The organism is Vibrio sp. VPAP30 (genome assembly GCF_001188205.1).
Classification (GTDB): Bacteria; Pseudomonadota; Gammaproteobacteria; order Enterobacterales; family Vibrionaceae; genus Vibrio; species Vibrio bivalvicida.
The window spans coordinates 35,297-56,304 of the sequence record NZ_LBLS01000013.1 but is presented as its reverse complement, the minus strand read 5'-3'; the positions used below and the strand labels follow the sequence as shown (position 1 = coordinate 56,304).

Annotated in this window: 17 protein-coding genes and 2 tRNA genes; 16 read left to right on the top strand and 3 right to left on the bottom strand. The window is 46.1% G+C overall.

Annotated features, from left to right (window positions below; genetic code table 11):
• The first annotated feature begins 308 nt into the window (after positions 1 to 308).
• The 11 genes from ZX61_RS02135 to ZX61_RS02085 all read left to right on the top strand — a co-directional run bounded on the left by ZX61_RS02135 (position 309) and on the right by ZX61_RS02085 (position 12,184).
• Positions 309 to 2,924: a nitrate reductase gene (locus ZX61_RS02135; protein ID WP_049843073.1), complete on the top strand. Its 2,616-nt coding sequence runs from the start codon at positions 309 to 311 to the stop codon at positions 2,922 to 2,924.
• Positions 2,925 to 2,933: 9 nt separating this feature from the next.
• Positions 2,934 to 3,818, top strand: a complete 885-nt coding sequence (cobA, locus tag ZX61_RS02130) for a uroporphyrinogen-III C-methyltransferase (RefSeq protein ID WP_049843072.1) — start codon at positions 2,934 to 2,936, stop codon at positions 3,816 to 3,818.
• Positions 3,815 to 4,765, top strand: coding sequence for a glycosyl transferase family protein (locus ZX61_RS02125; protein WP_049843071.1), 951 nt, complete (start codon positions 3,815 to 3,817; stop codon positions 4,763 to 4,765). Before cobA ends, ZX61_RS02125 begins: the two co-directional genes overlap by 4 nt.
• A 67-nt stretch (positions 4,766 to 4,832) precedes the next feature.
• Positions 4,833 to 5,414, top strand: a complete 582-nt coding sequence (locus ZX61_RS02120; protein WP_049843070.1) for an ANTAR domain-containing response regulator — start codon at positions 4,833 to 4,835, stop codon at positions 5,412 to 5,414.
• A gap of 267 nt (positions 5,415 to 5,681) precedes the next feature.
• Positions 5,682 to 7,055, top strand: coding sequence for a CmpA/NrtA family ABC transporter substrate-binding protein (locus ZX61_RS02115; RefSeq protein ID WP_049843069.1), 1,374 nt, complete (start codon positions 5,682 to 5,684; stop codon positions 7,053 to 7,055).
• Between the two features lie 63 nt (positions 7,056 to 7,118).
• Entirely contained in the window at positions 7,119 to 8,087 is a 969-nt protein-coding gene (locus ZX61_RS02110; RefSeq protein ID WP_049843068.1) for an ABC transporter permease, read from the top strand.
• 12 nt (positions 8,088 to 8,099) lie between these two features.
• On the top strand, positions 8,100 to 8,972 hold the full coding sequence (locus ZX61_RS02105) for an ABC transporter ATP-binding protein (protein WP_049843067.1): 873 nt from the start codon (positions 8,100 to 8,102) through the stop codon (positions 8,970 to 8,972).
• A 12-nt stretch (positions 8,973 to 8,984) separates the two neighbouring features.
• The gene (gene nirB, locus ZX61_RS02100) at positions 8,985 to 11,468 is read left to right on the top strand and encodes a nitrite reductase large subunit NirB (protein WP_049843066.1); all 2,484 of its coding nucleotides are present in this window, start codon (positions 8,985 to 8,987) and stop codon (positions 11,466 to 11,468) included.
• Positions 11,468 to 11,797, top strand: coding sequence for a nitrite reductase small subunit NirD (nirD, locus tag ZX61_RS02095; RefSeq protein WP_049843065.1), 330 nt, complete (start codon positions 11,468 to 11,470; stop codon positions 11,795 to 11,797). Before nirB ends, nirD begins: the two co-directional genes overlap by 1 nt.
• A 182-nt stretch (positions 11,798 to 11,979) precedes the next feature.
• Positions 11,980 to 12,066: transfer RNA gene (locus tag ZX61_RS02090), tRNA-Leu, on the top strand.
• Positions 12,067 to 12,110: 44 nt separating this feature from the next.
• A tRNA-Cys gene (locus ZX61_RS02085) sits at positions 12,111 to 12,184 on the top strand.
• Positions 12,185 to 12,241: 57 nt separating this feature from the next.
• On the opposite strand, the gene ZX61_RS02080 is transcribed toward ZX61_RS02085, so the two are convergent.
• Positions 12,242 to 12,679 carry a DUF4174 domain-containing protein gene (locus tag ZX61_RS02080; RefSeq protein ID WP_049843064.1) on the bottom strand — a complete coding sequence of 146 codons (438 nt, stop codon included), beginning with the start codon at positions 12,677 to 12,679 and terminating at the stop codon, positions 12,242 to 12,244.
• A 110-nt stretch (positions 12,680 to 12,789) separates the two neighbouring features.
• Here ZX61_RS02080 and ZX61_RS02075 point away from each other — a divergent pair, with 110 nt between their 5' ends.
• Both ZX61_RS02075 and ZX61_RS02070 read left to right on the top strand, forming a co-directional pair.
• Positions 12,790 to 13,308, top strand: coding sequence for a GNAT family N-acetyltransferase (locus tag ZX61_RS02075; protein ID WP_049843063.1), 519 nt, complete (start codon positions 12,790 to 12,792; stop codon positions 13,306 to 13,308).
• A 2-nt stretch (positions 13,309 to 13,310) separates the two neighbouring features.
• Positions 13,311 to 13,706, top strand: a complete 396-nt coding sequence (locus ZX61_RS02070) for a nitrous oxide-stimulated promoter family protein (protein ID WP_049843062.1) — start codon at positions 13,311 to 13,313, stop codon at positions 13,704 to 13,706.
• Positions 13,707 to 13,726: 20 nt separating this feature from the next.
• Here ZX61_RS02070 and ZX61_RS02065 read toward each other — a convergent pair whose 3' ends face one another.
• Entirely contained in the window at positions 13,727 to 14,887 is a 1,161-nt protein-coding gene (locus ZX61_RS02065; protein ID WP_049843061.1) for an MFS transporter, read from the bottom strand.
• Between the two features lie 197 nt (positions 14,888 to 15,084).
• Positions 15,085 to 15,519: a thioredoxin TrxC gene (gene trxC, locus ZX61_RS02060; RefSeq protein WP_049843060.1), complete on the bottom strand. Its 435-nt coding sequence runs from the start codon at positions 15,517 to 15,519 to the stop codon at positions 15,085 to 15,087.
• 103 nt (positions 15,520 to 15,622) lie between these two features.
• On the opposite strand from trxC, the gene ZX61_RS02055 reads away from it, so the two are divergent.
• From ZX61_RS02055 to ZX61_RS02045, 3 genes are all read left to right on the top strand, one after another.
• Entirely contained in the window at positions 15,623 to 16,705 is a 1,083-nt protein-coding gene (locus ZX61_RS02055) for a ketoacyl-ACP synthase III (protein WP_049843059.1), read from the top strand.
• Between the two features lie 104 nt (positions 16,706 to 16,809).
• A complete protein-coding gene (locus ZX61_RS02050) occupies positions 16,810 to 17,940 on the top strand; it encodes an exonuclease SbcCD subunit D (protein WP_049843058.1) in 1,131 nt (376 codons plus the stop codon).
• Between the two features lie 8 nt (positions 17,941 to 17,948).
• The gene (locus tag ZX61_RS02045) at positions 17,949 to 20,996 is read left to right on the top strand and encodes an AAA family ATPase (RefSeq protein ID WP_049843057.1); all 3,048 of its coding nucleotides are present in this window, start codon (positions 17,949 to 17,951) and stop codon (positions 20,994 to 20,996) included.
• Positions 20,997 to 21,008 lie beyond the last annotated feature (12 nt).

Below are 21,008 nucleotides of genomic sequence, written 5' to 3'. Positions count from 1 at the left end.
CAAAACTGCCCCATGTAATATATATAACTATAAATAGCGATTTGAGTTATAGATATACAGGACAAGAGCAGTGAGATTGTTTAGGTCGTTGCGAACCATATTGATCTTTGTTCGCACAAATATGGTGCATTGCTAGGGTTTGTAAAGCCATAACCTATTGAATATAAAGATGAATATAACTGGCATCTTAATTGCTGACATCATTAAGTCTGGTATAACTAGACTACAAAATACATAACAACGTCACAGGCGATGAAGCCTCCTTCACTTATCCAGTGGAGGAGGCTTTTTATTTCAAGGAGTAAGTGATGATAAAGGAATGTACAAAAACAGCCTGTCCGTATTGTGGAGTAGGTTGTGGTGTTGAAGTTAATCAACTGGGCATTAAAGGAGACAAACAACACCCTGCTAATCAAGGTGCTCTGTGTGTAAAAGGTTCCGCATTAGCCCAGAGTTTAGACATGCCATCGAGACTGCTTTACCCGAAACTTGCTGGAAAAGAGGTCAGCTGGGAGCATGCGACCGACGTAATTGCGAATGCTTACAACAGAGCAATTAGACAGCGCGGCCCTAACTCGACAGCTATGTATGTGTCTGGTCAACTGCTTACTGAAGATTATTACGTTGCCAACAAGTTTATGAAGGGTGTTGTTGGTAGCGCTAATATCGACACCAATTCAAGATTATGTATGTCTTCAGCAGTCGTCGCTCACAATCGTGCGTTTGGGGAAGATGTCGTCCCTGTTAACTATGACGATATAGATGATGCGGAGCTAATCGTGATATGCGGAGCGAATACCGCATGGACGCATCCCGTCTTGTTCAGGCGTATTCAGCAGGCCCGAGAACGTAACCCTGAATTGAGGCTAGTGGTGATTGATCCGCGCGAAACTGTGACGGCCGAGCAATCCGACTTACATCTATCTATCCCTAATGACGGTGATATTGCGCTGTTTAATGGGCTGCTGCGTTACAGTGTTGAAAGTGGCTCTCTAGACGAGTCCTATATTGAGTCTCATACATCTGGGTTCGGTGCGTTAGTTGATCTCGTCATGAGCAAAGAGTTCGGCATAGAAGCGCTGTGTGAGCAGCTAGAACTGAGCCAAGAACAACTGAAAACCTTTTATCGCTGGTTTGCCACGACCAGAAAAACCATCACTCTCTTTTGCCAAGGGGTAAACCAATCGCAATATGGTGCAGATAAAGCCAACGCCATCATCAATGCTCATCTTGCAACGGGAAAAATTGGCAAACAAGGTACAGGACCATTCTCTATAACTGGGCAGCCAAACGCTATGGGAGGTCGAGAGGTGGGCGGATTAGCAAACCAGCTTGCCGTCCATCGAGGGTTTGATCAAGAGTCAGTTAAACTCGTTAGTGAATTTTGGCAAACAGACAACCTAGCGACAGAGCCAGGTCTAAAGGCCATCGATATGTTTGAGGCTGTTGAACGTGGCGATATCCAGGTGATTTGGATCATGGCGACTAACCCGGTTGTATCGATGCCAGACAACTCATTTGTAAAGCGTGCGCTAGAAAAGTGTCCATTGGTGATTGTGTCTGATGTTACTGCTGATTCTGATATTGCTAAGTATGCAGACTTGCTGCTTCCTGCCTCTGGTTGGGGTGAAAAACAGGGCATGGTGACCAACTCAGAGCGTATGCTCACTCGTCAGAGGCAGTTTATGCTCGCGAAAGGTGCAGCTAAGCCAGATTGGCAAGCGATCAGTGATGTGGGCGCAAGGCTGTGTGAGTTACAAGGCCGAGAAAATGCCTTTGATTTTGATCGTGAGGCCGACGTGTTTAGAGAATATGCGGCTATGACAGGACTGAATACGGGGAGCTCACTGTTACTTGATCTGTCCGAGTTCGCGAATATCACCGATGAAGAGTACCTAAACTGGCAACCTATTCAGTGGGGAGGAGAACGACCTTTACACAACGGCCAATTTAGCTTTGCCGATCGTAAAGCGAGGTTCGTCATCCCTGCACTGCCACCAAAACAGCAGGACCAATCATGGTGGTTAAATACTGGCAGACAAAGAGATCAGTGGCATACCATGACTCGTACTGGTTACATTTCCCATCTTGCGGCCACCGAACCAGAACCAACCGTGTATATGAGCAGTCGTTCCGCAGCTTATATGGATGTTAAGTCAGGCCAGTTGGTCGCCTTAGCTAGCTCAGAGACAGAGCGAAAGATTATTGCGAGAGTGGCAATTGATGATGGGTTAGGCAAAAGGCAACTGTTTATGTCGATGCACTGGGCAGGAGAGTATGGAGGCGAAAGTCAGGTTAATGCTGTAGTAAGCCGCATTGCTGACCCTTCTTCTGGACAACCAGCATTTAAATCTCAACCAGTAGAGTTGTTCCCGGTAAAAGCACAAACCTATGGCCTTTACCTCGGTGAGCGATTTGTTGAGCACGATTTTATTTACCAATCATTTCAATCTGAAGAGCGAATTGGCGTCTGGCGTTTTGCAGATAGGCAACGTTATGACAAGTCATTTGCGACAGAGCTTGGTGAAACTCCGCACAAACGCAAAGTCGTTTTAGAGCTTGCTGGTGGCTGGCTAACAGTTTGTTATGACGAAGTGGGAGAAGACAAAATCATTCGTTCTTTACTCATGATCTCTCAGCTCCCTATTGAGGTCGATGTGGCAAATCTTGCCAGTTTAATCGGTAAACCTCTAACTTTTTCAGCTTTGCTGTCTTTCTCTAGTCAGCAAGAAGCCAGTGAGCTGATCTGTAGTTGTTTTAGAGTGAGCGACAAGCAGATTCTCCGTGAATTGGAGAGTGGAGATTGCACAAGCGTCAATCAACTAAAAACTAAACTCAAGTGCGGCACTAACTGTGGCTCATGCTTGCCCCAAGTTGAGCGTCTTGTCACAAGCCACGAACAAACCATACTGATTGCGAAATAGGAGCGTGCTATGAAATTAGACAAGAGGGTTAAAGAGGGTTCGCAATTAGGGCTACGCGGCGCAGGTTTCATTGCTCATCAATATGTAAAACAGCCGATTCTTACAGGTAGTGATGGTGATTCAGAAGGCATCAAACGCGGAAAGGTGCAATTGGTTGGCGCAGGCCCCAATGACCCAGAGCTGTTGACAATAAAAGCGCTGAAAGCGATTCAACAGGCTGATGTGATTGTATTTGATCGTCTGGTAAACAGGGAAATTTTGGATTTTGCTGCAGATAAATGCCAACAAATTTATGTGGGCAAGCGCTGCGGTCAGCCGAGCTTAAAGCAAGAAGCGATTAGTCAAATACTGGTCGAGCTGGCGAAATTAGGTAAACGTGTCGTTAGGCTAAAAGGCGGTGACCCCTTCATATTTGGTCGCGGTGGTGAAGAAGGATTACTACTCGCAAAGCACAACATTGAGTTTGAGGTTATTCCTGGTATCACTGCTGCTATAGGTTGCGCGGCGTCTTCCTATATCCCTTTAACTCATAGAAAAATCGCTAGAAGTGTTACCTTTGTGACAGGGCAGGTGGTGACGGGAGCGTTGCCTGCTTGGTCTGAGCTTGTTAGGGCAGGACAGACTCTGGTTTTTTATATGGGGCTGGAGAAAGCGCAAGAGATTCAGCAAGGACTGGTCGAGCAAGGTCTAAATGCAGACTTTCCGCTTGCCATCATTACTCATGGCTGTAGCCGCCAGCAAAAGGTGCATGTGTCATGTTTAGACTCATTAGCTTCTAAAGCGAGAGAGTTAAAAGGGGTTAGTCCAGCATTGATTATCTTAGGCGAAGTCGTCAAACTGCGAGAAGAACTAAACATGACCATAGAGTCAGTGATCTCACAAGAGGAAGTATGAGCTCAATTTTAGAATGTATCCGAACGGTTGGACGAGGAGAGCGAGGACGCAAGCCGCTTACTTTCGATCAGGCTTACCAAATCATGGACGAGTATCTTGATGGTCAGTGCGGTGACGACCAGATGGCGATGCTACTGATGTTGATTCGAGTACAAAACGAAACCAAACAGGAAATTGCAGGCTTCGTAAAAGCGTTTCAGTCTCGTGCCCCTAGCTTAGGCGCTGATATTGACTGGCCGTGCTATGCGGGTAAACGCAAAAGTGCAGGGCAACCTTGGCATCTGTTAGCAGCTAAGATCCTTGCAGACAGTGGCTACAAAGTACTGTTACATGGTTATCATGATAGGCCCGCCGGACGATTACATGCTGAAGATTATCTCGATGCCTTTGGTATTGAGGTTGCCCAGTCACCGCAACAGGCGAAACAGCTACTAGAGACCAAGCGCATTGCTTATTTACCTCTTAAGCATTTTGCTCCACAAGCTGAAACCATGATTGGCTGGAAGAATCGCTATGGATTGCGTACACCGATCAACACGGTCGTCAGAGCTTTAAACCCGGGAGGCGCAAAACTGGGGTTGCGCGGTAGTTTCCATCCAGGCTTCCAACAACTGCATGCTGAAGTCGAAAGCGAGATAGGATTAACCCGGCACGCCGTGGTCTCTTTTAAAGGACAATCTGGCGAATCAGAATACAACCCTAAAGTCAGCCAAACCGTTTGGGTGAGCACACCGACAGGCGTTGAATCGCATTATTGGACCGAACGTATGCTGACTGACATTCCTTTACCTAAGAAGTGCCTGTTTGGTACGACAGATAGTGATCTTAATATGATGGCCAATACAGTGGTTTCGACAATGGCGGCGACACTGTTTGCTGAGTCAAACGATCTAGAAAAGTCATTTGAAAAGGCCTATTTACTCTGGTCTGGTTACTGTGATAGTTAGTAAATAGAACAATTGGCACATTCCTTGTTATGTCTGTTTTAGATAGAGAGCAAAACAAGGAATGTTCATGCACAAAAATCTCTCCAAAAATCCGCTCATCATTTGCAGTGATCGTGTTGAAGAATTAGCACGATTATCGACGCTGCTCGCTCAAGAATTTGACAACATCATCAGTTGCCAACTTAATCAGTTTGAACAAATGTTAGACCGGGAACCCAACGCTTATGTTGTTGTGGGCTGGTTGCAACCGAGTGCTGAACTACGCGTAGTTATTGAAGAATGCCGCGTTAGAAGGCACCCACTCTTGGTTGTGTTGAAGCAACTAGATGCTAATGATATCAGTCGTTTACCGGAAAGAATGGATTATGTCCTCGTTCCGGCAGATACCGAATTTTGTTTGACTCCTTGGATAGCCAATGCGTGCCAGATTCGCCGTTCAGTGGTTGCTCTTGAAGATGAAATCGAACAGCTTGAGCTGCGATTAGAAGAAAGAAAGATCATCGAGCGAGCAAAAGGGCTATTGATGAAAATGCACCAAGTCGATGAAGATGCGGCTTACAAAGCGATGAGAAAATCAGCGATGCAATCGAGTCAAACCTTGGCGCAAGTGGCGAAAAATCTACTGCAAACTTTAGAGGCGCTTAAGTAGTTTAACTACCACTTTGGGGTTATAGGAAAAATTCCGCATTGGTGCGAAGTGCACTAATACTAAGCAAGCATAAGGTAAGATTGAAAGGGGCTGGTGGTAAGTTATTGAATATAAAGTGTTAAATAAGTTGGCACGCAACTTGGAATACTTAGGTTAGAAACAATCTGTTCAATCGTAACCTTACATTATCAACGGCGGTAATCGACAAGGATGCAATGGCGCTACGACTCCTCGGAGGCGTAGCGCCTTTTTTATTGGAGAAAAGTTATGAAATGGAAGTCAGCAATCAAGCGTACTCTGGTGGGTGCAGCGCTAACCACCACCTTTTATGTACCTAGCACCTTAGCCGAGTTGGGTGAGCCGGAACTCGAAGACCTTAAATTTGGCTTTATCAAACTTACCGATATGGCGCCACTCGCTGTTGCCTATGAGAAAGGCTATTTTGAAGATGAAGGCTTGTACGTCACGTTAGAAGCGCAAGCGAACTGGAAAGTCTTGCTCGATAGAGTGATTGACGGTGAGCTTGATGGGGCCCACATGCTGTCAGGTCAACCGTTAGGCGCGACAATTGGCATTGGCACCCAAGCGGAAGTGATTACCGCATTCAGTATGGATCTCAACGGTAATGCGATTACGGTTTCAAACAAAACATGGCAGCAGATGAAACCCAATATTCCGACCGAGGCAGATGGAAAGTTAGTTCACCCAATTAAGGCTGACGCACTTAAGCCTGTTGTCGAGAGTTATCTTGATGAAGGTAAGCCGTTCAATATGGGAATGGTATTTCCTGTCTCTACTCACAACTATGAACTGCGTTATTGGCTTGCTGCGGGCGGCATACATCCTGGTTACTACGCGCCCAAGTCAGGTGATAACAGTGGACAACTCAACGCAGACGTACTGCTTAGTGTGACTCCTCCACCACAAATGCCTGCGACGATGGAAGCAGGAACGATCGAAGGTTACTGCGTTGGTGAACCTTGGAATCAGCAGGCAGTATTTAAAGGTATTGGCGCTCCAGTTGTAACCGACTATGAGATCTGGAAAAACAACCCTGAAAAAGTGTTTGGTGTCTCCAAGTCGTGGGCAGAAAAATACCCCAATACCCACATTCGTGTCGTGAAAGCGCTGATCCGAGCAGCGCATTGGTTGGATGAAAACAACAACGCCAACCGTGTTGAAGCGGTCAAATTGTTGGCAAAAAGCGAATATGTTGGCGCAGATTTCGAAGTGATAGCGAACTCCATGACAGGGACTTTTGAGTACGAAAAAGGCAATGTCCGTGAGGTGCCAGATTTCAACGTATTCTTCCGTCACAACGCCACTTACCCTTATTACAGCGATGCGATTTGGTATCTGACCCAAATGCGCCGTTGGGGACAAATTCCTGAAGAAAAATCTGATGATTGGTATATGGATGTCGCGAAAGAGGTTTATCGCCCAGATATCTACCAACAAGCTGCACAAGCGCTGATTGAAGATGGGGTACTCACCAGCAAAGACTTCCCAGATTTTGCCACTGAAGATGGTTTCCGCACTCCACAAACACATTTTATCGACAACATCGTCTATGACGGCCGTTCACCTAACGCGTATCTAGAGAAGTTCTCAATCGGTCTTAAAGGCAAAGACAAAGTTTAAAACAAATGGAGGAGGGGCGAGTCCCCTCAAACAAAACAATAACAAGGATGTATAGGAGTTGTTATGTCGAGCAATGTAATCTCACTTATTCCGAGTAAGCAGTTGGTGGCGAACAAGAGCAAAGCTTTTTTGTTACCTGTGATTGGAATCTTGATGTTCTTGATGATGTGGCATTTCAGTGCACGTCAGGTAGAAACTTCACTAGGAACACTTCCTGGCCCGGCTCAAACCTACCAGCAATTCAGTAACTTAGTGGTAGAGCATTGGAATGAAAGAAAAAAAGAAGTCGCCTTTATCGAGCGACAAGAAAAACGTAATGCTGCAAAGCTAGCAAAAAATCCTGATGCTAAGGTCAAGATTAGACCTTACACGGGGAAGCCCACATTCTTTGATCAAATCGTGACTAGCCTGATAACGGTCGCCAGTGGATTTTTATTGGCCACTTTGATTGCTATACCGCTAGGTATTGTCCTTGGCTTAAACCAAGGTGCGTATCAGGCATTTAACCCCATTATTCAGTTGCTTAAACCTGTCTCTCCTCTGGCGTGGCTACCGATAGTCACCATGGTGGTGAGCGCAACTTACGTCAGTGATGACCCAATGTTCGCTAAATCTTTTGTTAACTCGTTGCTGACAGTTGCCCTGTGTAGTTTGTGGCCAACGCTGATTAACACGGCAGTCGGCGTCACTAGCGTGGATAAAGACCTCATCAACGTCAGCAAAGTGCTGCAGTTATCTTGGTGGCAACATATCAGAGTCATTGTGCTTCCGTCTGCAATTCCGATGATCTTTACCGGGTTGCGTTTATCGCTCGGTATCGCATGGATGGTACTCATCGCCGCAGAGATGCTGGCACAAAACCCGGGACTAGGAAAGTTTGTTTGGGACGAATTCCAGAATGGCAGCTCGGCTTCACTGGGGCGCATTATGGTCGCGGTCATCACGATTGGTTTCATTGGTTTACTGCTAGACCGAGGCATGTTGCAACTACAGAAGTGGTTGTCTTGGAATAAGCAACAGGCATTGCGATAAAAGGAGTTTCCTATGTCTAAAGCACTACTCGATTTAACTCAGTTGGGGATGAGATTCCCAACCCCGAATGGCGAATTTATCGCCTTAAAAAACGTCAATCTTCAGATTAATAAAGGCGAATTTGTTTCGCTGATTGGACACTCAGGTTGCGGTAAATCGACAGTACTTAATCTAGTGGCGGGTCTTCACCTACCTACGGATGGTGGGGTGATTGTTGATGGTCGTGAGGTAAGTGGACCAGGGCCAGAGCGTGCAGTCGTGTTTCAAAATCATTCGTTATTGCCTTGGTTAACGGTTTATCAAAATGTAGAGCTGGCAGTAAAGCAGATTGCACAAAGCCAGCTAACTCAAAACACCACTTCTGAACAAAGCTCTAAACAGTGGATCAAAGAGCAGGTCGAACATTATCTCGACTTGATTCAAATGTCTCACGCTGCGGATAAAAAGCCTGATGAAATCTCTGGCGGTATGAAGCAGCGAGTCGGCATTGCCCGCGCGCTTGCCCTTCAGCCCAAAGTCCTTTTGATGGACGAACCCTTTGGCGCGCTTGATGCACTGACTCGCGCTCATCTGCAAGACTCACTGATGAAAATCCAAGCCGAGTTGAACAATACTGTCATTATGATTACCCATGATGTGGATGAAGCGGTACTGCTTTCAGACAAGATCGTGATGATGACTAATGGCCCAGCGGCAACTATTGGTGAGGTGTTGAATATTGAATTGCCCCGCCCACGTAACCGTGTTGCGCTTGCCGATGACCCGCAGTATCAGAAATACCGCCAGTCAGTGCTGCGCTTCTTGTATGAAAAGCAGTCTAAACCAAGTACTCAACCTAAAAGTACCGAGCAGAAAGAGCTCGAAGTACCCGCTAAGACGGCATAAAGGAGTCAGACAATGGAACATGTAGTAATCGTCGGTAACGGTATGGTTGGGCATCACCTTGTTGCTCAGCTTGTTGAACGAGGTGCCCACCTTGAGAAGCGCATTACGGTGATTGGTGAAGAGCGTTTCATCGCCTATGATCGAGTTCAACTCTCATCGCTATTCTCTGGTAACAGCCATCAAGATCTGATGTTAAGCAGTGAAGAGTGGTACAGCAAACATGGCATTGAACTGATGCTAGGTAGCCAAGTAACCAAAATTGAACGGGACAACAAACGCTTGGTTTTAGATGAGGACAGTGTCATAGGATACGATCAGCTCGTGCTCGCAACCGGATCTTATCCATTCGTACCGCCTATTGAAGGTCACGATAGAGACAACATTTTTGTTTATCGAACATTAGATGATCTTTCTGAAATAAAAACAGCGTGTCAGGGAGCGAAAACCGGTGCCGTCATCGGAGGTGGATTATTAGGTTTGGAAGCCGCGAACGCCTTGAAGCTGCTAGGAGTGCAAACCCATGTTGTCGAATTCGCGCCGCGCTTGATGCCTGTTCAACTTGATGATGGTGCGGGCTTAGTTCTGAAAGAGAAGATACAAGAGCTAGGTCTAACGGTTCATACCTCAACGGCTACCGAAAAAATCTGTGATGGCGAAGGTGCTACACATCGGATGGTGTTTAAAGACGCTGACCCTCTTGAAGTAGACGTCATTGTCTTCTCTGCAGGTATTAGGCCGCAAGACGCACTGGCTAGGCAGGCGGGCATAGATATTGGTGAGCGCGGCGGTATTGTCATTGATGATCAATGCCGAACCAGTGATGAGAGCATTTTTGCTATTGGAGAGTGTGCTCTTTGGCAAGAGAAGATATTTGGCTTGGTGGCCCCCGGTTATACCATGGCTCGTGTTGTTGCAGATAAGCTTGTTGGTCGTGAAAACGCAGGCTTTACCGGTGCAGATATGAGCACCAAGTTGAAGCTACTCGGTGTCGATGTCGCTTCGATTGGTGATGCGCATAAAGCGACGGATGGCGCGCAGGAGATGGTATTGCAAGATGCGGTTGCTGGCGTCTACAAAAAACTCGTGGTTGATCAGAGCGGAACCAAGCTGCTAGGCGCCATTCTTGTTGGGGATAACTCAGACTATGACGCTTTACTGCAATGCTATTTAAATGAAACGACCCTTCCTGACCATGCGGCAAACCTACTTTTTGATACGGGAATGCTTAATGGCGAAATGGCAGATACCGCTATTATTTGTTCGTGTCACAACGTGAGTAAAGGTGATCTAGTTAATGCAATACAAGCTGGCGCTCATGATCTTGACACCCTCAAGGCCGAAACCAAGGCAGGCACAGGTTGTGGCGGCTGTAGCAACATGGTGAAAAGTGTCTTAGATGCTCAGCTGACTGCGATGGGCGTCGAGGTGAACAATCATATCTGTGAGCATTTTGAGTTGTCGCGCCAAGAGCTATTCCATATTTGCCAAGTCGAAGAGATTAAAGACTTTGATACATTGATAGAGAAGCACGGTAAAGGTCACGGCTGTGATCTTTGTAAACCCACCGCTGCATCAGTGTTTGCCTCGTTATGGAATGAGCACATCATGGAGCCACAGCACAGCTCGCTGCAAGATTCTAACGACGCCTTTATGGCGAACCTGCAAAAAGATGGCTCTTACTCGGTTGTTCCTAGAGTGGCAGGGGGAGAAATTACGCCTGACAAGTTGATCGCATTAGGTGAAGTGGCGAAGAAGTATGACCTATACACCAAGATAACGGGTGGTCAGCGTGTTGATTTGTTTGGTGCGCAAGTCGAACAGTTACCGGATATCTGGCAAGCGCTAATTGATGCTGGATTTGAAACGGGCCACGCCTATGGTAAGTCACTGAGAACGGTTAAATCCTGCGTTGGTTCGACTTGGTGTCGCTATGGCGTCGATGACTCGGTTGGCTTAGCAATCGAATTGGAAAACCGTTACAAAGGGCTGCGCGCACCGCACAAAATCAAGTTCGCAGTATCTGGGTGTACCCGTGAATGTGCTGAAGCACAAAGTAAAGATATTGGCGTCATTGCCACTGAGAACGGCTGGAATCTGTATGTGTGTGGTAACGGAGGGATGAGGCCAAGACATGCTGACTTAATTGCCTCTGACCTGTCTAGAGCAGAACTGGTCGCGTTAATCGACCGTGTATTGATGTTCTACGTTCGAACGGCGGATCGTTTACAAAGAACCTCGGTATGGATGGAAAATCTAGAAGGTGGTTTAGACTACTTAAAACAAGTGGTGATTGAAGACTCATTGAGTATTGCTGATTCGCTTGAAACGCAGATGCAACATGTCGTTGATACCTATCAATGTGAATGGAAGAGCACACTAGAAAACAGTGACAAACTGGCTAAGTTCAAACCGTTTATTAATGCAGAAGAAGCCAGTCAAGTACTTCCATATCAGAGAGTACGCGGGCAACGCATTCCAGTGAAGGAGGAAGTCTAATGGAAATCGCTGAGAAACTAAAAATATGCAGACTATCGGATCTTTCACCCTACCAAGGTAGAGGCGCTCTGATAGACGGTGAGCAGGTCGCACTGTTCCATATTCCGAACCAAGGCGTTTTCGCTATCCAGAATTGGGACCCAATTGGTAAAGCCTTTGTGCTTTGTCGAGGGATAGTCGGGGATATTGATGGCGAGTTATGTGTTGCTTCTCCACTTTACAAGCAGCACTTCAATCTCATTACTGGCGTGTGTGTGGAAGAGCCGACAATAAAGTTAACGGTTTACCCGGTTGAAGTAGAGCAGGGCGTCGTAACACTATCACTTTAATAAAACCATCGCGCTGATAAAACCACCGCATTGACGGTATGTTGGTCGATGCGGTGTTCTTTTTAACCATTTGAACAAAAATAGAAATTAATTGATTGACCGGAAAATTTATTCCGTTAAAGTACACCTCGTTCTCACGACATTGCTTGTGGGAATGGTGGTGTACCATCGCTTTTAGCGTTGCCCTGGTGGTGGAATTGGTAGACACAAGGGATTTAAAATCCCTCGGCGTTCGCGCTGTGCCGGTTCAAGTCCGGCCCGGGGCACCATCTACTTTTCTGGCTAAGCTAGTTAGGTAAAAAGCACAATTTGAGGCGCGTTGGCAGAGTGGCTATGCAGCGGATTGCAAATCCGTGGACCTCGGTTCGACTCCGGGACGCGCCTCCATTCTCTTAAGAGAAAGTAACCAGCTTAGGCTGGTTTTTTTGTATCTTCAGTAAATCGCTAAGCAGAACAAGGGCTGACTTTCTTCGCCATTTCATAGCGTCGCATCGGCATCACGTCGATGGTTTGTTTCACATGCTCCCAGTCTGTTTGTTTTCCCCAACGAAGCTTTTCTCCGCCATCTTTACCAATTAATACAGCAGTGTGAGAGCCAGGCTCAACATCATACATATTAAACAGTGCTTTGAGGTTAAACTCATGCTTTACCCATTTAGGCATACTAAAGCCGTCTTCAGTGACCACCAGAGTGATTAGGTCTCTGTCTTGAAGCTCACATTCATTAATCAGTGTTTCTAACAGAAACTGTTTTACGTGCTCGTCATTGGTAGGGGCAAAGTAGATCACGCTGCGGTGTGACCATTCAGCGGAATAAGAAGGGTAGGCCCAGCTCATGGTTGAGTTGAGTAGCGCAACGGTGAATAGCAGTGCAGCACGCATAACGACAATCCTCCGGTGATGGCCTATAAAAATGTGCTTGTTACACATGTTCTACGTTAATTGTAGGTGGTAAGCTCAAGCCTCGGACAAAAATAGACGGAAATTTTGCCATGCGTACACTGCAATCTGAGCGTCTGACGCTGAGAATGGTTGAACTTAAAGATGCCCCATTTATTCATGAACTCTACAACAGCGAAGACTTTTTGCAGTTTATTGGTGACAAGAACATCCGCAGTGAAAGCGACGCCAAAGTGTACATTGAGGAAAAAATACTGGGCATGCATAGAGAGTTTGGCGTTTGTCTATTGCTAGTGGAAGTCACAGAGAGTGGTGAAAAGATTGGCGTATGTGGCTTAATCAAACGGCCCGAACTTGACGCTTACGACATCGGTTATGGGTTTATGCCATGCTCATACGGCAAAGGCTATGGGTATGAGGCGGGAAAAGCGGTCATCAATTACGCGTGTGAAACCAATATAATTGAAGATTTGATCGCGATTACCACTTCTGACAATCAGGGAAGTCGAGCCTTACTATCTAAACTTGGTTTTACCTATGTCAAAGTTCAAGATACGTTGAGTGATACAGTAGACTTATTATTGTACCAACTGAGTCTTTGCCGAGAATAACTATGGCTGTTTCAAATATTCTACGTGGTGAACTGCTGACCGAATTCACAACGGTTCGCGCAATGATGCTTATTTATTGCCGTGCGCACCATGGCACCAAGAATGGACTGTGCGTTGAGTGCCAAAGCTTGCTTGAATACGCTGAAACTAAATTAGATCGTTGTCCCTATGGACAGAGAAAGCCCACCTGTAATCAATGCCCGATTCATTGTTATAAAGCCGAGCAGAAAGAGCAGATGCGCCAAGTCATGAGATATTCCGGACCAAGAATGTTGCTGCCGCATCCGATTTTAGCCATTCGCCATCTACTCCATGAACACAAACCTGTTCCTGAAAAGCCAGAAGCAGGAGCATCAAACAGACACCAAAGAAAGCTCGAAGAAAAAGGGACGCAATAAGCGTCCCTTAAATGAGTAGGCTATTCCCCTGCGATTGCTTGATGCTTGGTCTTGATGCTGGCGATTAGCATGTAGATGCAAGTAGCAAGAAGTGCCGCAAATAGGTAACCCATTAAACCTAGAGAGCCAGCCATAAACCAGTCCGCTGCTACTGGGCCAGCGACAGAGCCAATACTGTAGCTAAACAACATTACCTGAGTGGCTGACACTATGTAGTTAGCATCAAGCTTGTCGCACCCAAGGTTGATCGCGACTGGATACAGAGCGAAAGTCGCCATACCTAAAAGAAAGAGCCCCATTCCCAAAGCTTGTAGCCCAGTGACCATTGAGGTAAACGTAATGGCTGCTACTCCTAGCAGACAGAACAAAGCCATAAGTAGCGTGCGTCCTAGGAATTTAGACAACCAAGGTACGATTGGTTGAACGGCCATACCACCAAGTATGACGACCGCCATTAGTCCACCAATGTCACTATGTTCAATACCACGATTTTGCAGCTCAACTGGCATCAGCCCGTAAATGGCACCTAGAGTAAGACCAGAAACCACGCAACCGATAATCGCCGCATGATTTAGCTTACTGATCTGTTTTAGTGACAGTGGCGTGCTATGCTCACTTTCTGGTTGGTCGCTGTCACCAAATACAAGTACCACAACCGCGAGTAGCAATAAGGTAACGATGGCGATAAATGGCACACCACCAGAGATCCCAATAATGCCAATACCCAACTGACCGATTGCGCTACCACCGTAAAGAGAGCCCATATACAGCCCAAGTCTTCTCGCTCGCGCGCTTTCGTCGCCGTGCAGTAACCAAGATTCAACAATGACAAACATGCCTGCGACAGCAACACCCGCGATAAAACGAGCAACAAGCCAAACTGTGGTATGAGCGACCATTGGTAAAATCATAATGGTGGCAATAAACGTCACTAAGCACCAGACAAAGGCGTTACGGTGGCCCACTTTTTTAACCAAAGGTTCGATGCCAGCCGCGCCAATTAATAGCCCCGCGTAGAAAACACTGGCGAGCCAACTAGCCAACGATGAATCCAAGTTATACTCAGAAAGCATCAAAGGAATTAAACTCATCAAATATCCCGACGCGACCGCATAAAGAGCAAGCGCAATAACCGGTACAGAAATGCGAGCTTTTGGAGCAGGTTGAAGGGTATTTTCCAATGTCGTGGCCTCTTTGGTTGTAGTAAAACTGAACAAATTTCGGCGCGACTATGGGGTGAAACAGGTGAAAGGTAAAACGAAAACTTTTGACCATGACGATAAAGAATATTTATCGTCATATTTGATGAATAAATCAAACAAAAAAGCGAGTAAATGTACACATTTCCCCGCTTTAAACTAGATAAATATGAAGGCCTTTATTTGGCTAGAGCTTGATTAAGCCATTGAGCAAACTGGCCTTTGGGAAGTGCGCCATTTATCACATCGACTCTTTTGCCATTTTTGAAGACCATAATGGCAGGAATGCTTCTAATTTGATATTTGGCAGCGAGATTTTGCTGGCTTTCAGTGTCAATTTTTACAAATCGAACGTGTTTTGTTCGTTCCGCCGCAACATCGGAAAATACGGGGGCAAACCCCACACAAGGATTGCACCAAGGAGCCCAGAAATCGACCACAACTGGTGTATCGCTATTTAGGATTGCCTCGAAATTACTTTCAGTGCCCTCAACGGGCGCTCCATCTAAAAGCAGGTTTTTGCATTTTCCACAAGTTGGCGCTTCTGAAATGCGTTCCGACGGCACACGGTTAACGCCTGAGCAAGATGGGCAACGTGTATTGAAGGTGGACATGATATCTCTCTCGTTATTATTTCTAGTAGATGACAGTGACTGTCGCTGCTAGTTATACTCTGTTTATACCAAGAGATACAAATAACTAAATTAAAGGCTCTAAATGAAAAATTTCTATGCAGAAATTACTGGTTGGGGAAAATGCCTACCTCCTGCAACGCTTTCTAATGAAGACCTAAGTACTTTCCTCGATACTTCTGATGAGTGGATCCGCACTCGTACAGGAATTGAAAATCGTCGTATTAGCCATGTAAACACGTCTGATATGGCCACGGTCGCGGCAAAGCATGCGCTGGCTTGTGCGGGCAAGCGTGCTGACGAGATTGATCTGATCATATTAGCGACATGCTCGCCTGATTCACTGATTCCAAATGCGGCGTCAAAAGTAGCGCAAAACTTGGGTATTACCGCAGCCGCAGCGTTTGATTTAAATGCGGCGTGTACAGGCTTTGTCTATGGCTTAGAAACTGCTACTCGCTTAATTCAAGCAGGCAACTACAGAAACGCAATCGTCATTGGCGCGGAGCGCTTATCTTTCTTTATCGATTGGACAATGCGTGATACCGCAGTCTTGTTTGGTGATGGTGCAGGAGCGGTTGTCTTAACCAGAACAGAAGAGCAAGTTGGCCTACAAAACGCGCAGCTTGGCTGTGATTCCGCAGGGCGTGATATTTTGGCCGTACCTAAATTTGGTACCTGCATGGATAGGTTTGCTGCTGATAATGGTCATTGGGATTTCAATTTCGTCGGTAAAGAGATCTTCAAGCGCGCAGTAAAAGGGATGGGCGCGGCTGCTCAGAGCGTGCTAGCGCGCTCTGAGCTTTCTACTGATGATGTTGATGTGGTTATTCCACACCAAGCCAATATCCGCATTATTCAAACCTTGTGTGACTTGTCAGGCATCAGCCAAGATAAGGCGTTTGTAAACATTCAAAAATACGGCAACACCTCGGCTGCTACTGTGCCTATCGCCTTATGTGAATCGTTAGAGCAGGGCGTCGTTAAACCGGGGGATAATTTGCTTCTTGCCGCATTCGGTGCGGGATTAACGTGGGGAGCAAGCCACTTAAAATGGGGTGAGCGAGTCACACCACTTGGTGAGAGCGATGCATGTCTACCAGAATGTGGACAATCGGCGTTGGAACTTGTAAAAGATGCAGTTGAACACTGTAAGAATCGCCCATAACTCGATAATTTAAGTACAAAAGTCGCACTCTCGGTGCGACTTTTTATCTCGAACAAAATTTAACCGCAAAAGGTCAACAGACCCTAGGAACACGCTGGGCTTACATGAAATTCCTCCACACTTCTGACTGGCACCTCGGCCGTCAATTTCACAATGTTTCTCTTTTAGATGATCAAAAAGTCGTTCTCGAACAGATTATTGAATACATTCAATCCAACAAGGTTGATGCACTGGTTATTGCGGGTGATGTCTACGATCGTTCAGTACCTCCGACAGCAGCAATTGAATTGATGAATCAGTTTGTAAGTCGAGTGTGTGGTGAACTTAAGCTACCTATTATTCTTATTCCCGGGAACCACGATGGAGCCGAGCGTTTAGGCTTTGCCGCGCAGCAAATGAAAGATTCGGGACTGCATATTGTTTCGAATTTTAATGACATGCTAAAACCCGTTGAATTGGATACGGATATCGGCAAAGTACGGTTTTATGGCATGCCTTATAATGATCCGGAGATCGTACGCCATCATTTTAAGCAACTAGTCTCGACTCACGATGACGCTCATCAACTACTCTGCAGTGAAATTGTCTCGACCTTTGAACAAGGGTCAAAAAATGTGCTCATTTCTCATTGCTTTGTTGATGGCGCGATTGAGTCAGAGTCAGAAAGACCGCTGTCTATTGGCGGCTCGGATCGTGTGAGCCACGAGCACTTTACTCCGTTTGATTATGTTGCCCTTGGGCATCTTCATCAGCCGCAAAAGAAGGGTGAAGAGTACATCCGCTACTCAGGCTCGTTAATGAAATACAGCTTTTCAGAGCAGCACCAAAAGAAAGGCATGACGTTAGTTGAGCTTGATGAATCGGGTTTTAAGTCAGCAACCCATATTGACCTCAGTGCCCCCCACGAAATGCGCATAATCGAAGGGGAGTTGGATGAAATCATTGCCCAAGGTAAAACCGATCCTAACAGTCATGACTACTTACTGGTTCGGTTAATGGACAGGCACGCAATCTTAAACCCTATGGAGAAGCTTAGAGCTGTCTACCCCAACGTATTGCACCTAGAAAAACCAGGCATGCTGGTGGGCGTTGAACAGCAGATGGCAGCGGCCAAATTAGCGCGCAGTGAAGTCGATATGTTTCGCGATTTCTTTGTTGAAGCACAGGATAGCCAGCTCAGTGAAGAGCAAGACAAAGCCATCACAGACATCATCAAGCAACTCAGTGAGCAATAGGCCATATCATGAAACCAATTAAATTAACAATGCAGGCTTTCGGCCCTTTTGCTAAAACAGAGCAAATCGATTTCACTCAGTTAGGCTCTAATCCACTTTTTCTTATCAATGGTCCAACGGGCTCCGGAAAAACGTCAATACTCGATGCGATTTGCTTTGCCTTGTATGGCGAAACAACGGGCAATGAGCGTCAGGGCATTCAAATGCGCTGCGATCAAGCTGCAACCAATTTACTGACAGAAGTGACTCTGGAATTCTCATTAAACGGCAAACAGTATCGAGTTACCCGCGCGCCTGAGCAAGAAGCACCGAAAGCACGTGGCGAAGGCATGACAACGCGTAAACACACCGCTTCTTTGTATGAAATTACTGATGATGAAGTATTGTTCACCAGTAAAACGGCACAAGTGAAAAATGAAGTTGCTCTTCTACTCGGACTAAATGAAACCCAGTTCCGACAGGTTATGGTGTTACCTCAGGGCAAGTTTCGAGAGCTGTTGCTCGCTTCATCGAAAGAAAGAGAAGCAATATTCGGCCAGCTATTCCAAACAGATGTGTACAAGAAAATCGAATTTGCGTTGAAAGACAAAGCCAGTGCGATTAGCAAGGCAAAAGATGAATTCGACAATCAAATTCGCGGCGCTCTGCAAGTGGCAGAAGTTTCTACCGAGCAGGAGTTGCAAGAACGACTGATTCATTCTCGTAACGAACTCGAGCAAGCGAGAAGCGTTGAGGCGAAGGAGTTAGAGACTCTCAATTGCTTAAAGAGTGAGCTAAACAAAGCAAAATCGCTCAATGAGTTGTTTACTAAGCGTGCTTCGACAGTTGCGGCTCAGCAATCACATCTGGAGAACAAAGCGCAGATTACCGAGCTGGAGTCAAAGTTAAAGCTGGCTAAGAGTGCGAGCCATCTAGAAGTGGCGTACGCTAGCATGCAGTCAAGTGCGAAACAGGTGGTTGGTCTAGAAAGCAAACTAGACGCACTAACGGCTCAACATATAGTGGCAGAAAAGACATCCCATCAAGAAGAACAACGAGTTAAGACGGCTGAGGAGAATGCTAAACAAATCCCAATGCTGACTGAAGAGTTGTTCAAATTAGAGCAAGTCAAAGTAAAACTTGTTGAGAAATCGGAACTAGAGAAAAGCATTAGCGCGCTAAATGTCACTCGAGTTGATTACGATAAAAAGCTCATTCAATACAACGAGCTCAAACAGCAACTGCAACAAGAGGCTGACTTAGGTGCCAAATCTCTCGAACAAGCGCGCAGAGATCTGACCGAGAAATCAAACTTAGAAACCGGTTTAATAAATAATCAGCGTCTGCTTGACGATCTCAACAAGCTTGCAGCCCAAACCGCCGAGCTTGCTCGCCTGCAGCAGAAGCTTGTCCCGATAGCAGAACAAGTCGAGAAAGCGAAAAACGGTGTTGCAGAGAAGCAAAAATACGCCGATGAACAAGAATTGAGTTGGCACAATTCTCAAGCTGCGTTTCTGGCGCAAAAGTTGGAAAAAGGTTCGCCGTGTCCTGTGTGTGGTAGCCAAGAACATCCAACACCTGCCATGTTTCAAGGTGATCCAATCTCTAAAGAGTCGGTTCAAGCCGCTCGGCAGCAAGAGCGCAGTGCGATTGAAGAGTTAAACCGACAAACTAATGTACTGGAACAACAGCAAGCGACAATAGTGGCCCAAGAGAAGCACATTGAAGAGTTACGCCGCGAGTTAGGTGAAGGCGCAGCCGTGAGTGCTCAGCAGCTACAGCAAGAGATAGTCCAACAGAAGGCTAGGTTAGACGTGTTGGCGGCAATTGATCTCGATAAGATGGAAAAGGCCGTTCAAGATTTGACTCAGCGCTGCGTTAATGGTGAAGCGAAAATCAATGAGCTAAAGTCACTAGTTTCTGCAAATGACTCAGCGATAAACGTCCAAAGCCAGCAATTTGAGAAAGTATCCTCTGGCATTGATCCACAGTACTCATCAGCTGACATTGTCGAGCGCCAATACCTTGTTCAAAAAGCTAACATTACACAGCTTAATCAGACGTTAGAAAAGGCTCAACAATCTGCGAAACAGGCGAAATTAGCGCTTGTTGCTATTGAAACGGAAAGAAGCTCAACGACTCAGTTACTCGAAGATGGAAAAGTAAAAAGTCAGCAAGCGAGCAAAGAGTGGCAGTCTCAGCTAGAACTTTCTGCATTAGATTCGCAACAGCAGTTTCTTCAAGCTCGCATAGAGCCGCAACTATATGATCAATGGCAAGCGCAAATTAATGAGTATGTTCAGACTGCTACTCAGTTAGAACAGTCTGTTAAAGACCTTAATGAGCAGTTAAATGACATTGAAAAGCCAGATCTTGATAAAAAACAAACTGAATTGGATGCCGCAGAGATAAAATACCGCGAACGTCGAAGTTTGTTAGACACAGTACTCTCCGTGACTGAGCGCCTTGAAAAAGTACAGAATGATATCAATACACTGCATGAGAAAAATCAGCAATTAGAAGCCGAATATAAGGTCTACGGAACGCTTTATGACGTTGCGAGCGGTAAGACAGGGAGTAGAATTAGTCTCCATCGATTTGTTCTTGGTGTGTTACTTGATGACGTTCTTATCCAAGCCTCGCAGCGCTTAAGCATGATGAGCAAAGGGCGTTATCAACTAGTACGTAAGACGGAAGGCTTCAAAGGTGCAGCGGGACGCGGGCTCGATCTGAGTGTCGAAGATGGCTATACCGGAAAAACCCGTGATGTTGCGACCTTATCGGGTGGTGAGTCATTTATGGCGGCATTGGCACTGGCTCTTGGCTTGTCTGATGTTGTCCAGTCATACAGTGGTGGTATTAAGCTCGATACACTGTTTATCGACGAAGGATTTGGCAGCCTTGATCCTGAATCACTCGACTTAGCCATTCAGACCTTGATCGATTTGCAACAATCAGGTCGTATGATTGGTTTAATCTCTCATGTGACGGAACTCAAAGAACAAATGCAACTTAGGGTTGATGTCAAGGCATCGCGAGTGGGCAGTCGAGTACATTTGATTGGTACACAAGTTTAGAGCGAGCTAGAA